This is a genomic window from Aristaeella hokkaidonensis, assembly GCF_018128945.1.
Lineage (GTDB): Bacteria > Bacillota > Clostridia > Christensenellales > Aristaeellaceae > Aristaeella > Aristaeella hokkaidonensis.
In genome coordinates, this window is the sequence record NZ_CP068393.1 from 1,152,261 (window position 1) to 1,166,070 (window position 13,810).

At 54.9% G+C, this 13,810-nt stretch carries 11 protein-coding genes; 1 reads left to right on the forward strand and 10 read right to left on the reverse strand.

Annotated elements, in window-relative coordinates; genetic code table 11:
* Positions 1–9 precede the first annotated feature (9 nt).
* From JYE49_RS05380 to JYE49_RS05400, 5 genes are read right to left on the reverse strand one after another with little or no spacing between them, the layout of a single operon-like run.
* On the reverse strand, positions 10–348 hold the full coding sequence (locus tag JYE49_RS05380; RefSeq protein WP_093956422.1) for an arsenate reductase family protein: 339 nt from the start codon (positions 346–348) through the stop codon (positions 10–12).
* Positions 345–1,325 carry an ATP-binding protein gene (locus tag JYE49_RS05385; protein WP_093956423.1) on the reverse strand — a complete coding sequence of 327 codons (981 nt, stop codon included), beginning with the start codon at positions 1,323–1,325 and terminating at the stop codon, positions 345–347. Before JYE49_RS05385 ends, JYE49_RS05380 begins: the two co-directional genes overlap by 4 nt.
* Positions 1,318–2,799 carry a DnaD domain protein gene (locus JYE49_RS05390; protein ID WP_093956424.1) on the reverse strand — a complete coding sequence of 494 codons (1,482 nt, stop codon included), beginning with the start codon at positions 2,797–2,799 and terminating at the stop codon, positions 1,318–1,320. The genes JYE49_RS05385 and JYE49_RS05390 overlap by 8 nt, the downstream gene beginning before the upstream one ends.
* A gap of 22 nt (positions 2,800–2,821) precedes the next feature.
* Positions 2,822–4,204: an NADPH-dependent glutamate synthase gene (gltA, locus tag JYE49_RS05395; protein WP_093956425.1), complete on the reverse strand. Its 1,383-nt coding sequence runs from the start codon at positions 4,202–4,204 to the stop codon at positions 2,822–2,824.
* 1 nt (position 4,205) lies between these two features.
* Positions 4,206–5,048, reverse strand: coding sequence for a sulfide/dihydroorotate dehydrogenase-like FAD/NAD-binding protein (locus tag JYE49_RS05400; protein ID WP_093956426.1), 843 nt, complete (start codon positions 5,046–5,048; stop codon positions 4,206–4,208).
* A 301-nt stretch (positions 5,049–5,349) separates the two neighbouring features.
* Here JYE49_RS05400 and fba point away from each other — a divergent pair, with 301 nt between their 5' ends.
* Positions 5,350–6,288: a class II fructose-1,6-bisphosphate aldolase gene (fba, locus tag JYE49_RS05405; protein WP_084094756.1), complete on the forward strand. Its 939-nt coding sequence runs from the start codon at positions 5,350–5,352 to the stop codon at positions 6,286–6,288.
* A 63-nt stretch (positions 6,289–6,351) separates the two neighbouring features.
* Here fba and JYE49_RS05410 read toward each other — a convergent pair whose 3' ends face one another.
* From JYE49_RS05410 to JYE49_RS05430, 5 genes are read right to left on the reverse strand one after another with little or no spacing between them, the layout of a single operon-like run.
* Positions 6,352–8,079: a VanW family protein gene (locus JYE49_RS05410; protein WP_093956427.1), complete on the reverse strand. Its 1,728-nt coding sequence runs from the start codon at positions 8,077–8,079 to the stop codon at positions 6,352–6,354.
* Positions 8,080–8,122: 43 nt separating this feature from the next.
* Positions 8,123–10,165, reverse strand: a complete 2,043-nt coding sequence (gene ftsH / locus JYE49_RS05415) for an ATP-dependent zinc metalloprotease FtsH (RefSeq protein ID WP_304583312.1) — start codon at positions 10,163–10,165, stop codon at positions 8,123–8,125.
* 23 nt (positions 10,166–10,188) lie between these two features.
* Positions 10,189–10,752, reverse strand: coding sequence for a hypoxanthine phosphoribosyltransferase (gene hpt, locus JYE49_RS05420; RefSeq protein ID WP_093956429.1), 564 nt, complete (start codon positions 10,750–10,752; stop codon positions 10,189–10,191).
* Between the two features lie 19 nt (positions 10,753–10,771).
* Positions 10,772–12,112 carry a tRNA lysidine(34) synthetase TilS gene (tilS, locus tag JYE49_RS05425; RefSeq protein WP_093956430.1) on the reverse strand — a complete coding sequence of 447 codons (1,341 nt, stop codon included), beginning with the start codon at positions 12,110–12,112 and terminating at the stop codon, positions 10,772–10,774.
* A gap of 9 nt (positions 12,113–12,121) precedes the next feature.
* Positions 12,122–13,801, reverse strand: a complete 1,680-nt coding sequence (locus JYE49_RS05430; protein WP_093956431.1) for a hypothetical protein — start codon at positions 13,799–13,801, stop codon at positions 12,122–12,124.
* Between the last annotated feature and the right edge of the window lie 9 nt (positions 13,802–13,810).

Sequence of the window (13,810 nt, forward strand, 5' to 3'; positions counted from 1 at the left end):
TGCTCCTCCTTATTCCCACTGTGCCCAGATGTCCGGCTGGTATCCGATCGTCATCTTGTTGCCGTTCCGTACAATAGGCACCCGGATCAGCCAGGGATTTTCCTGGATTGCGGGGATAAGCAGGTCCTCCCGGTCGTAGTAGCAGGCGGGATGTTCTTTCACCTTTTTGTCGTCCCTGTCTATCAGCTTTTCAATGCCGATTGCGGAGATCATCATGCGGATTTCCCGCTCGCCCAGCTTGTGCTTTTTCAGGTCCAGTGCCTGGAACGGGATCCTTCTTTCCTTGAAATACCGTTCCGCTTTCTGGGCGTCAAAGTTCTTCTTTCCGCAGTAAATCTGGATGTTCATGCTTTCAGGTTTCCTCCGGTACGGATGTCCTTGCCCAGCAGGCTGATCACCTTGCAGCTGCGGCTGTCCCGCAGTCTGGAAGCAATTCGTTCTGTATACCGTTCGCGGAATTTGGCCATTTCCAGGTTGGTGGAAATCACGGTGGACAGGTTCCTGTTCTGCCGCTCATTCAGCAGGTTGAACAGCTGTTCCACTGTCACGTTCTGCATCAGCGGTTCGCTTCCCAGGTCGTCAATCATCAGCACCTGTGCGTCCAGCAGTTCATTCGCGCTGTCGTCGTTCTCGAAATATTGTTTGCGGAGAATCTCCAGCATTTTATAGGCGCTGATAATCAGCACATTGATATCCCTTTCAATCAGCCGCTCCGCCATTGCCCGCAGCAGGAAGGTTTTACCAAGTCCCGTGCTGCCGGTCAGCAGAAGGTCCCGGTATTCTGCTTCAGGATATTCATTCGCCCATTTTTCGCAGACTGTCTTGTACAGTTGCATCATTTCCCGCTGGGTAAAGTCCAGCCCGGGGATCTTTTCATCCGGGAATACGGAGGCGTCAAAGGTTTCGAATGTCTCGGCACGCGTTCCGTTCAGTCCGATCTTTTTCCTCAGCTTCTGCTGGTACGCCTTCTTCAGGCATTCGCAGGGTTCCTTGATTGTTTCACCGGTCCTGCCTGTATCTTTACAGAGCGGACAGTGGTATACCGGCGCAAGAAAATCAGCGGGATATCCGTTTTCAGTCAGCAGCGTCCGGATCTGCTCATTCAGCTTCTCCATCCGTTCCGGAAGATCCTCTGCTTTGGAGGCAGTACCGTTTACAATATTCCGGAGCGTACCGAAAACAATGTTTTCCCGCTCTTTGGTCAGTTCGTAAATACGCGGCTGTTCCATGCGGATCTTTTCTTTCCGCATTTCTTCTGTCCGCTCGTTGTCTGCACGCAGCTGGGCATATTCATTTTCCAGTTCGGTCAGCAGATCTTCACGCATCGGATTTTCCTCCGTTTTCGTGCTTAAAGGCTTCCATTTCCTTGGCCAGGGACTTCATCATTTCATCCTGTACGCCGGAATAATCCCGCTGGGCAAAATCCTGGGCCGGAAGCACTTTTCCGCTTCGGGAAGCATTTGTTCCCTTTCTGTCTTGATGATCCTGCTTCGCCTCTTCCGGCGTCCTGATTCCTTTATCCTTGTAATCAGTAAGGATTTTATCCAGGTATGCCATCGGCTGTTTTGCTTCAGCGGCATATGCGGCGGCTGCCAGGATCATCTCCCGGCCGAATCCCATCTCATTCTCCCATTTGGAAAGCAGACTGCGGTCTGTTTTGCCGATGCGGTTTTCATCTGTTCCCCAGATTTTCCGCAATTCCCGGATCAGCGCCGTCTGGTCATGGAAGGATTGAACATAGGCCTTCACTTCTTTCGGTGTGCTGAGCCCCTTTTCCTTCCAGGCCTGCAGGAGCTTGAGTATCTCGCCTGTATCCTTCCCGTTGTGTCCGCATTCCCTGGCAGCGGTCAGGATCACTTCCTGGGGAAACAGTTCTGCCATCTGCCCGTACAGTTGCAGGTTTCGGGCGTTGACGTCTCCCTTGCCCAGTTCCTTCAGCACTTCCCGCAGTCCGTCTGTGCGTTTTGCGGAGTCGCGTACGTTATCGGCGGTCATTTCCCCCGCGTCAGGATTCTCCTGTCTTAAACTGTTCAGGATCCCGTCCAGGTAGCCCAGGCTGGGATCTCCCTTGGCGGTCAGTTCCAGCGCGGCTTCAATGGCTTCCTGACTGAATCCCCAGTCTTTAGTCCATTTCCGGTACAGGCTTACCTGCGCTTCGGACGGCAGGTACCGTTTCCCCATCTTCTTCAGGATCTTGCGGATACCGGTATAGGCCTGTCCGTCCCGTGAGAAGAACTCCTCTGCCGCTTCTACAGACTGGATATTCTCTCCCGCCATCTGCACAGCCACTTTTTCAGCTTCGCTGATGCGGAAGTTTTTCCCTTTGAGTTCCACCATATGGTTAAGCAGCATGATGATCACTTCCGTGGGAAGCTTCAGTCCTTCATGCCACTCAAAACAGGCGCTCAGCTCACTTCCGTGCAGGCGCCTGACTTTGTCAAAGGCTTCATAGACGGCGTTGCTGAAATCTTCGTATTCAGGATCGCTGTCGTCGTCTGAAATCAGGTTTTTCTGTTTGATATTGATATACTGCCATTGCGGCGGATTGTCGCTGATACGGCGGACGAGGCGGCGTCTTTCCCAGTACCGGAAAGCCGCCGTCACGTCCTCTTCCGTCATGTTCAGCTCATAGCACATCCGTGCCAGGCTCATATCATCTTCGGAATGATAGCAGCGCATAAGACCGTACAGGTAGACCTTTACGTAGTCTCCCTTGGCTTCCGGCAGGTATTCCAGGATAAACTGGTTTTCCACCGGGGTAATGTCAAACATGGCGTACCGTTCATCAAACCCGAACATGAATGTTTTCCTTCCTGTCTTTTCAGCAGGGATGATCCTCCAGGATGGCCGCGGCTGCCTTCTTGCCGGCACCCATGGCCAGGATCACTGTTGCTGCACCGGTCACGGCGTCGCCGCCGGCATACACGTTCTTCTTGCCGGTCCTGCCGTTTTCATCGGTCTGGATGCCTCCCCACCGTTCAGTCGGCAGGTCAGGCGTGGTTTTCTTAATCAGGGGGTTGGGACTGTTGCCGATTGCGATAATCACTGTCTCCATGGGCAGTTCATATTCGCTGCCTTCCACCGGCACAGGACGACGGCGTCCGCGGTCATCCGGCTCGCCCAGCTGCATTTCAATGCAGCGGATTGCTTTCACAAAGCCGTTCTCATCGCCTTCAATGGAAGTAGGCGCGGTCAGCATATGGAAGTTGATTCCCTCTTCCTTGGCATGGTGTACTTCTTCAGCACGGGCAGGCATTTCAGCTTCGCTGCGGCGGTAAAGAATCGTAACTTCGGCGCCCAGCCGCTTTGCGCAGCGGGCCGCGTCCATGGCCACGTTTCCGCCGCCGACAACCGCCACGTGCTTGCCGATCTTCACGGGAGTGTCGTGCTCCGGGAAGGTGTAGGCCTTCATCAGGTTCAGCCGGGTCAGGAATTCGTTCGCGGAGTATACACCGCACAGGCTTTCTCCGGGAATCTTCTGGAAGTTCGGAAGTCCCGCGCCGCTGCCGATAAACACAGCGTCGTTTCCTTCTCCCAGCAGTTCATCTACTGTAAAGGCCTTGCCGGCCACAGCGTTCGTAATAATCTTGACGCCCAGTTCCTTCAGGGTGCTGATTTCCCTTTCAACCAGGGCCTTGGGAAGACGGAACTCGGGAATACCGTACATCAGCACGCCGCCGGCGGTATGAAGGGCTTCATACACCGTCACGTCCCAGCCGGCCTTAGCCAGTTCACCTGCGCAGGTCAGGCCTGCGGGGCCGCTGCCGATGATCGCGGCGCGCTTTCCGCAGGGAGCCGCTTTCGTAGTTACAGCCTTGCCCTGGGCCATAGCCGTATCTGCCGCGAATCTCTCCAGACGGCCGATACCAACAGGCTCGCCCTTGATGCCGCGCACGCATTTGCTTTCGCACTGGGATTCCTGCGGGCAAACACGGCCGCAGATTGCCGGCAGGGCATTCTGGGAACGGATCACCTGGTAGGCGCCGTTGAAGTCGCCTTCCTTGATTTTTTCAATAAAATGGGGGATCGGAACATTCACGGGGCATCCGGAAACGCAGGGCGCGTTCTTGCAGTGCAGGCAGCGCTGTGCTTCCTCCACGGCGATATCAGCGGTATATCCGAGGGCTACCTCTTTAAAATTCCCGGCGCGGACCTGAGGATCCTGCTCGGGCATAGGATGTTTTTGAAGACTCATATTAGCCATTTTACCGTTCCTCCCCTGTCAGCCTGCAAATATGTTTTTCCCTGGCCTTTGCTTCTTCGGGGCGGAACATACGTCCCCGGGCCATCGCTTCGTCAAAGTCCACCAGATGTCCGTCAAAGTCGGGCCCATCCACGCATGCGAACTTTGTCTCGCCGCCGACAGTCAGACGGCAGCCGCCGCACATACCCGTTCCGTCGATCATGATCGGGTTCATGCTCACGATGGTCTTGATTTTGGGTTCTCTTGTCATGTCGCAGACAGCCTTCATCATCGGCAGCGGTCCGATGGCGATCACAGTATCATAATTCCTGCCCGCATCCAGCTGTTTCTGCAGTGCCTGTGTCACAAAGCCTTTGTTGCCGTTGCTGCCGTCGTCTGTCATGATGATCAGGTTCGTGCAGGCGGCTTCCAGTTCATCCTTCAGGATAATCAGGTGTTCGTTCCGGAATCCGACAATCAGATCCACTTCCGCTCCCGCGTCATGCAGCGCTTTCGCCTGCGGATATGCAATTGCAACACCCAGGCCGCCGCCGATCACAGCGCAGCGGTTGATGCCTTCGGTCTTTGTGGGCTCGCCCAGCGGTCCCACAAAATCCAGCAGGCTGTCGCCTTCGTTGAGGCTGTCCAGCTTCTCGGTCGTATAGCCGACCTTCTGGAAAATAATCGTAACAGTTCCCTTTTCCCGGTCATATCCGGCAATGGTCAGCGGGACCCGTTCCCCTTCTTCATCAATACGGAAGATGATGAATTGTCCGGGCATCGCTTTGCGGGCAACCAGGGGAGCTTCAATCTCCATCAGGGTTACCGTTTCGTTCAGAACGCGCTTTTTGACAATAGGATACATGACTGTCCCTCCGATATATATGGATGCAGTCTATTTTACTCTTTTCATTTTTCTTTATCAACTTGTTTTCGGCTTTCCTTCGTATTCTTTCCGTATTCCCCATCCACACAAAATACATGCTGCTTTTAACATACTTATTGCACCAAAAATATAGGTATAAACCATTAATTCTGAATTCTGAATTCTGAATTCTGAATTTTTTATACATTCCAGGATGTACTTTTTCTTCTCTATCGCTTTATTTTCAAGTGGCTCTGTGCTATAATCTCCTGTGAAATAAGACGAAGGAGGGTTCCTGTCTATGCCACTCGTAACCACTACAGAAATGTTTAAGAAGGCCTATGACGGCGGCTACGCTGTCGGCGCTTTCAACGTCAACAACATGGAAATCATCCAGGGCATCACTGAAGCCGCCGGCGAGCTGAAGGCTCCCGTCATCCTGCAGGTTTCCAAGGGCGCCCGTGCCTACGCCAACCACACCTACCTGGTGAAGCTGGTTGAGGCTGCTGTGATTGAAAATCCCGAAATCCCGATCGCTCTGCATCTGGACCACGGCGACAGCTTCGAGCTCTGCAAGAGCTGCATCGACGGCGGTTTCACTTCCGTCATGATCGATGCCTCTTCCAAGCCCTATGAAGAGAACATCGCCCTGACCCGTAAGGTTGTCGAATATGCTCATGACCACGGTGTGGTTGTTGAAGCTGAACTCGGCACCCTGGCCGGCGTTGAGGATGAAGTTTCCGTCGATGCCGACAAGGCCATGTACACCCATCCTGAAGAAGTGGTCGACTTCGCGACCCGCACCGGCTGCGACTCCCTGGCCATCGCCATCGGTACCAGTCACGGCGCCTACAAGTTCAAGCCCGGCACCAAGCCCCAGCTCCGGTTCGACGTGCTCGAAGAGTGCGCCAAGCAGCTGCCCGGCTTCCCGATCGTGCTCCACGGTTCTTCTTCCGTGCCGCAGGAATTCGTTGCCGAGATCAACAAGTACGGCGGAAACATGCCCGGTGCTATCGGCATTCCGGAAGAGCAGCTCCGTCAGGCCGCCCGCAGCGCTGTCTGCAAGATCAACATTGACTCCGACATCCGTCTGGCTATGACTGCTGTCATCCGTAAGTACTTTGCGGAGCATCCGGATCACTTCGATCCCCGTCAGTACCTCAAGCCCGCCCGTCAGGCCGTCAAGGACATGGTTGCCCATAAGATCGTTGACGTGCTCGGCTGCAACGGCAAAGCCTGATGCATTGATTCGCACAAACAAAAGCACGCTGGATAATCCAGCGTGCTTCTTTTTATGCTTCCTTTATTTCTTGGCGCTCGGGTCATAATACCTTTCCGCCCTGGGTTCGTATCTGTCACGGTACATCTTTTTCCGGCTGGTTTCCACACCGTTCGTGTATTCCACCAGGTAGCAGTCTACATTGCATCCGTCTTTCGCTTTGGCGACAAGGTCTCTGTCTCCTACAGGAACGGGATTCAGCGTGCAGGGTATTGCTTCTTCCACTGTGACCATGTCATAACTGATGCTGCCCATATCCTTGCCGTAGATGGTAACCTCGCAGATCAGCTTTTTCTTTTCCTTCTTTGTGGCCGGGATGGTTTTCACATGGGCCACAATGTAGATCGGAGCGTCGGAAGTATTTCTGAAGGAGAAATCGATCTTCTTTCCGCCCCTGAATTCAGACCAGTAAACCGTGGCGTCTTTGCCGTATTCTGTATAGGTCACCGAATCAGAATGGGGTCTGCGTTCCAGGATCTGCATTCCGGCCCGGACGGCAGCCTGGTAAAGCGTTGTGCTGGCCTGGCAGACACCGCCGCCGTAGCCTTCTTCGTGTTCCCCGTATACATATTCTGTCGCGGGATAGAAGCCGCGTTCCGGCGTCCGTTTACCGACCACCTTGTTGAAACTGAAGGTACCGTTCGGCTCGATTATGGATCCATAGCTGTTGATATAATCAAACGCGAGCCGGATATTTTTGTTCCTGTTTTCTTCAGAATGTCTGCTGATCTCCGTGGTCGCGTATCCCCGGACTTTGTAGTTCATGATCAGGTCAGACCGGAAGACTGTCGGTGCAACCACGTCCGGGATCAGCTCAACAGAACCGCTTTCCATGGTGGAAACCATCTGGTAAAGCTTCTGCCGGATGGGCTCGATATCCAGGTTCCGTCCGTATTCTTCATCTGTGAATACAAAGGGGTATTCCTGGTTCGGGTCAAACTGCGTCATCGCCGCGTTCACTGCGGGTTTATCAATGGCTTCCTTGATCTGCATCAGCTTTTCGTCAATCACGTGCGTATTGCCGTCCGGCTGTGCCGTATAGTCGTTGTACGGAGTCTCTTCCAGCTGCAGCATTTCTGCATACCGCTGTTCGTTGTCTCCCGTATGTCCTTTGGCCCATGCCTGGTACAGTACGCTCTGTGTATCAACGTTGAAACCCATCATATCAGCGTTGATTTCCAGTAACTGCTGATCGTTATAGGTCAGCTGTACCTTCCACGCGTCATGCCGTTGCTGGATCTGGCTGTTTACCGAGTTCAGGGCCTGCTCCGGCGTCATCCCGCCCAGGTGAATGCCGTCGACGTATACGCCGGGACAGAACAGGTTGTTGTAGGCTTCAACCTTGTCGTTGATTTTTCTCGTCCTGAGCTGGCTCGTGATCGAGAAATATGCGCCTGTCCCGATGGCACCGACCAGGACAATCAGAAAGAGCGCAAGCAGCACCGGATGCTTTTTCCGGGTCTTTTTCTTTTTCCCCTGGTTTCCGGTGGGAACGATAAAACCGCGTTGGCCGCCGTTTATGGGCTGCTGCTGCCCCGTATAATAGGCGCTGTTCTGCTGTGGAGGCATCTGTCCGGGATAGTATCCCGGCGGAACCTGCTGCCAGCCGTCCTGCGGCTGTGGGTTCCGCTGCGGAACATATCCTCTGCTGGGGCCGGCAGAATGGTTCATCATGTTCCGTGCCGCGTCTTCCACTCTCTGCGGGATGCCGCTGTTTGCTGTGGAATTGTCCGCGTTCTGTTTCCTCGCCATCTGCCCGCCCCCTTTCTTTATTTATTTGCTAATCAAATGCGGATCAGGCTTCACCCTGGGTCTGCGCTTCGCTCTGCGCGGGTTCCTGTGCTTCTGCCGGATCCTTTGCCAGTGCTTCCATTTCCTTGTCGGTTTCCGCTTCAAAGGCTTCCTTGCTTTCGCGGATGATTTCCTCAGCCGTCCTCGGCTTGTCTTCCTTGGTGGCTTCAGGCATCTCACCCGTTTCCATCAGGGAAACAAACTCGGCGCGGTTCAGGGTTTCCTGCTCCAGCAGAGCCTGGGTCAGCAGTTCAAGCTTGTCCAGGTTGTCCGTCAGGATCTTCTTGGCTTTTTCATAGCATCTGGCCAGGATGGAAGCTACCTCACGGTCAATCTTCGCGGCGATCTCTTCGCTGTACTCACGGCTCTGGCCGAATTCCATACCGACGAACACTTCCTGGTCGCTTCCCAGGTAGATGGTGCCGATATTGTCGCTCATGCCGAATTGCGTTACCATCTTCCGGCAGATCTCCGTCGCCCGCTTCAGGTCGCTGGAGGATCCGGTATAGATTTCACCGAGTCCGACTTCTTCCGCAGCGTGTCCGCCCAGCATCATGGTGATCTGGTCAAACAGCTGGCTGCGGCTCATGTTGTCATGTTCCTCAGCAGGCAGCGCCAGGGTATGTCCTGCCGCCTGTCCCCAGGGAACAATCGTGATCAGGTGCACTTCATCGCAGCCCTCCAGCAGATGGCCGATGATGGCGTGTCCGCCTTCGTGAATGGCCACCATGCGGCGGTCTTTCTCGTTCACCTTGTGGCTCTTCTTTTCAGGACCCATCTGCACCCGGGCGATGGCGTCGATCAGCAGCTGCTGGTCAATCTTTTTCTTTCTGGCCCGGGCCGCGAGGATGGCGGCTTCGTTCATCACGTTTTCCAGGTCAGCGCCGGTGGCGTACGGCATCCGCTTCGCGATGTTGTCCAGGTCCACGCTGTCATCCAGTTTCTTGCCCTTGCTGTGAACCTTCAGGATCGCCACGCGGCCGTTCTGGTCCGGATAATTGACCGTCACCTGCCGGTCGAAACGGCCGGGACGCATCAGGGCGGGGTCAAGGATGTCGCGGCGGTTGGTCGCGGCCATCACGATGATGCCTTCGTTCACGGCAAAACCGTCCATCTCAACCAGCAGCTGGTTCAGCGTCTGTTCACGTTCATCGTGGCCGCCGCCGAGACCGGCGCCGCGGTGACGTCCAACTGCGTCAATTTCATCTATAAATACGATGGCAGGAGCCACCTTCTTGGCCTGGTCAAACAGGTCGCGGACGCGGCTCGCGCCGACGCCGACGAACATCTCCACAAAGTCACTGCCGCTGATGGAGAAGAAGGGTACGCCTGCTTCGCCCGCAACAGCCTTGGCCAGCAGGGTTTTACCGGTTCCGGGAGGTCCGACGAGCAGCACGCCCTTGGGAATCCTGGCGCCCAGTTCCGTGTAGTTCCGGGGATTCTTCAGGAAGTCAACCATCTCCTGGAGTTCTTCCTTTTCTTCATCAGCGCCGGCCACGTCTGCAAAAGTAATCTTGTTCTTCGTAGGATCCTGCATCCGGGCGCGGCTCTTGCCGAAGGACATCACCTTTCCGCCGCCGCCTGCCTGGGAGCGGATCATCACAAACCAGATGACTGCCATAATACCCAGCATGATCAGGTACGGCAGGAAATCATACCACCACGGAATCACAACCGGGGCACGGTATTCCAGGTCAAAAGACAGCTGGTCTACCGTAACCTGGTCCAGCGGTACGTTCTTTTTATTGGCTTCAATCTGGCGGACAGTGTCCAGGAAGTCCGCACCGATTGTGGTTTCAAAATCGTAGTTGCGTTCCGGGAAATCGTCCGCCGCCACATTGGTGGATTTAGTCACACCAACCAGGGCATTGTTTCGGATGGCAACTCTGGATACCTTGCCTTCTTTGATCATATCCAGCAGCTGCGGATATTCGATCCTGCGGCTGACCGTCTGGCTCAGGCCGCCGTTCAGCAGGATGGCTATCAGCAGCAGCGTGGTAAGAAGTACAACGTACCCGACGATACCCCTTGAAGGTCTTCTATTCAAAAGAGATTCCCCCTTTTACTTACTTATTTATCTCCGTAAATTTTCGGAGAAAGAACGCCGATATCCGGCAGGTTACGGTACGTCTGGTCGTAATCCAGCCCGTAGCCTACCACAAAGGCGTCCGGAATGTCAAAGCACACATAGTCCACTTTCAGGTCAGGTACAGTACGCCGTGCTGTCTTGTCCAGCAGGGCGGCAATGCGGATGGATGCTGCTCCCCTGTGCGCCAGCATGCTCTTCAGGTAATTCAGCGTGACGCCTGTGTCCACGATATCTTCAACAATGATGACGTCCTTGCCGACGATATCCTTGTCAAGGTCCTTCAGCACGCGCACAACACCGCTGGTCTTCGTCGCGCTGCCGTAGCTGGAGATTGCCATAAAGTCCGCTGTCACCGGCAGGTCGATTTCCCGCATCAGGTCGGAGAAGAACAGCACTGCGCCCTTGAGGATGCAGACCAGCACCGGTTCCTTTCCGGCATAATCCTTTGTAATCTTCTGACCGAGTTCCCTGACTTTTTCCGCGATTTCCTCTTTTGTTACAAGGATCCTGTCCAGGTCCTCATAAATCTTCGCGCTCTGTTCCATGTGTGTGGTCCTCTCTTGTTTATTCTGTCCAGGGGGTCTCTCCGTGCCAGGTAATGCGCACGGGATGATCTTCCCCGTTCCATCTGGGTATGTTGCCTGCTCCTACGCCGCAGACCAGCAGGACTTCGTTTCCCCTGCAGATCAGCGGAATCTGATCCCGGAAGGGCTCCCCGATCCGTCTGTCCGTCAGGTAGTCCTGCAGTTTCCGGCTTCCGGTGCTTCCGAATGGCCTGATTCTGTCTCCGGGACGGCGCGTACGGATCTCGCATCCCTCGAAAAATCCGTCCGGTACCTCCTGGGTTCTCTTACCATCTCCCGGGTTACCCTCTGAAGGGCCGACCGTAATCCGGTAATCACCGAACACAGTCTCTTTTCCGGAAAACGCTGCTGGTTCAGGTGCTTCTTCCTTTTCGCTTCTCCGCAGGATCAGGTGCTTTCCTGTCCTTACGGCATAGGCGCCGCCGGGAAGATTGATCTTTCCCTTTGTCACGTCCAGCAGCGCGGTCAGTGCTTCTGTCTGGGCGGCGCTCAGCGCGTGTTCTTCCAGCACCGGCCCTTCCGCGTTCCACCATTTCCGCAGCACCCGCCGTCGCACTGCTTCCGGCTCTGCGGTGATCGCCGCGGCGTTCAGGATGCTCCCCTTGGCGTTCTCCCGGAGCAGCTTTTCTGCTGCTGCGTCCAGTACGTCGTTATCAGCCGCTATCATCCCGGCTGTCCGGCAGATCTTGTCAACGGCGGATTCGGAAATGGCTTCCAGTGCGGGAATCAGTTCCTGCCGGACTTTGTTCCGGAGGTAAGCCGTATCGGTATTGGTGGAATCTTCCCGCCATCCGGTTCCGTCTTCCGTCAGGGCTGCCCTGATTTCTTCCCGCCTGATTCGGAGCATCGGGCGGAGAATGCGGATATCCTCTACCGTTTCGTCTTCCCTCATGCATTCCAGCCCCTCAGGGCCAGCGCCCCTTGTCAGGCGCATCAGGAAGGTTTCTGCCTGGTCATCTGCATGGTGGGCCAGGATCAGTCCGTCCGCTTTGAATGCCTTATATTTCTCCCGAAAAAAACCGTATCTGGCTTTCCGCGCGGAATCCTCATCGGTTTTTCCCTGAAGATCAGCCCGGTAAACGGTCAGCGGAACGCCTTCCCGTTCACACAATTCGCGGCAGAATTTCTCGTCATCGTCAGACTCAGTCCCTCTTAGCCCGTGATTCACGTGTACGGCTTCCGCGGCAATCCGGCCATCCCTGATATCCGGAAGCAGCGTCATCAGCAGCGCAACGCTGTCCGCTCCTCCGGACAATCCGATCAGGTAACGTCCTGCTTTAATGGGATACATCCGCTCCCTGAGTCTGTCTGTTGCTCTCATATTCGTCAGTTATTTCGGTCTCTCCGGCGCAAGGCAGATATGGCATGCCTTCAGGTCGGAATGTGCTCCCTGCAGCAGTTCGCCGTAGGTGAACTGTCCCTGCAGCGGAAGGTACTTGCTGTTGATCGTCCTGCAGTTGGGATCCCGGTGATATTTGGCTCCGCCCTCCGGGTTGTAATACAAGGGCGTGTTGTCAGACGTTTCCAGCGTGGGGGTAGGTTCAGGTGCCGGCGTGATTGTAACAACTTCTTCTTCATTTGTCTGCATGCTGGAAGGATCGACGTACCACCTGTCGTCTTCCCCTTTTTTCATGCTGACCATCATTTCGTATACTTTGTTTTCTTTCCCGTCATTTCTGTTCATTTCAACTTTCATGCTGACGGTACGCATTGTGTCATATGCGGTTCCGGAGACTGAAAGCATTTCATACTTGACCGGTATCCTGTTCTTGGTAACGCTGAACAGCGCCTGCTGAACATTCTCCTGTTTATTCTGCCATTCGTAATGACAGTAATTCACCATATTGGGAATATCGTTTCCGGACCAGAGCGTCATAAACTCATAAAGGCGTGCTTTGATTTCTTCTTCCCCGCCTTCCGGAATCGGCGTTTCGATTTCTGCCGGAGCAGGAGTAACAGCTGAGTTGTTTACCACAGCGCCGTAAGGATTATTGTCGGCAGCTCCGGCGTTTCCATTCAGATCCTGCTGTACAGTCTGTTGTTGCTGCTGTTGTTGCTGCTGCTGCGGATTGGTTCTCTTTGTACCCTGTCCGCCTGTCACAAGACCGATGATCGTAATCAGCGCAAGTACGCCGAAAACGATGGAGAAACACAGCCTCTTGTTGTTCTCTGTCAGGTTCTTCAGCCACAGTGCCGCTGTTGTGCCCGCCGTCAGGAGAAGGAATACCCATTTCATCGCGCTCATGCCGTTAATAAACATGCCCAGCACAAAGAACACCAGCAGCGTGGCACATATAATCAGAAGATATGCGTCCGTCAGCACAAAGGGCGGCCTCCGGACAGGTACGGGCTGTGGTACATATCCGCCGCCGTTCAGCGGGACCTGTCCGCCCTGTTCCTGCAGCGGATTCATCGGTGCCTGCTGGCGTCCCATCTGCGTATACGCAGCATTATATCCCTGGGCATATCCGTTGGGAGCCTGGTATCCGGGCGTCGTGTATCCCGGGCTGTAGGGAGTCTGCGGGATATAACTTCCGGCGGGCTGCTGGCTGGCAGCGGGATAGGTATATCCTGTCATACCGGCAGCATTTGCCTGCGGATACCCATTCTGCTGCGGATATCCGTTTTGCTGCGCATAAGCGTTCCCGGCCGGATATCCGGCATTCTGGGGCTGGGTATATCCGGTCTGGGCATACCCGTTCTGTGTAAAGGCTCCCTGTCCGACGTAGCCGGTATTATCAGTCGCACCGGCCGGTGTTTGTCCGCCGGGAACCTGGGGCGTCTGGTAAGTACGGGACGCCTGGTATCCCTGCATCTGGGTATATCCCGTTGCCTGGGGATAGCCCTGGGGATTCTGGTATCCCTGGGGTGCCTGATATTCCTGCTGATTCTGATATCCCTGCTGTGTGGGATATCCGGGATAGGCGGCTCCGCCGGGATAGCTTCCCTGCGGATAACCGTTCTGCTGCGGATATCCACCCTGATAGGTGTTCTGATCTTTCTTTCTCATATCTTTTCC

Coding starts and splice junctions, on each gene's coding strand:
- JYE49_RS05380 (WP_093956422.1), bottom strand. CDS start 348: ATGAACATCCAGATTTACTGCGGAAAGAAGAACTTTGACGCCCAGAAA.
- JYE49_RS05385 (WP_093956423.1), bottom strand. CDS start 1,325: ATGCGTGAAGATCTGCTGACCGAACTGGAAAATGAATATGCCCAGCTG.
- JYE49_RS05390 (WP_093956424.1), bottom strand. CDS start 2,799: ATGTTCGGGTTTGATGAACGGTACGCCATGTTTGACATTACCCCGGTG.
- gltA (WP_093956425.1), bottom strand. CDS start 4,204: ATGGCTAATATGAGTCTTCAAAAACATCCTATGCCCGAGCAGGATCCT.
- JYE49_RS05400 (WP_093956426.1), bottom strand. CDS start 5,048: ATGTATCCTATTGTCAAAAAGCGCGTTCTGAACGAAACGGTAACCCTG.
- fba (WP_084094756.1), top strand. CDS start 5,350: ATGCCACTCGTAACCACTACAGAAATGTTTAAGAAGGCCTATGACGGC.
- JYE49_RS05410 (WP_093956427.1), bottom strand. CDS start 8,079: ATGGCGAGGAAACAGAACGCGGACAATTCCACAGCAAACAGCGGCATC.
- hpt (WP_093956429.1), bottom strand. CDS start 10,752: ATGGAACAGAGCGCGAAGATTTATGAGGACCTGGACAGGATCCTTGTA.
- tilS (WP_093956430.1), bottom strand. CDS start 12,112: ATGAGAGCAACAGACAGACTCAGGGAGCGGATGTATCCCATTAAAGCA.
- JYE49_RS05430 (WP_093956431.1), bottom strand. CDS start 13,801: ATGAGAAAGAAAGATCAGAACACCTATCAGGGTGGATATCCGCAGCAG.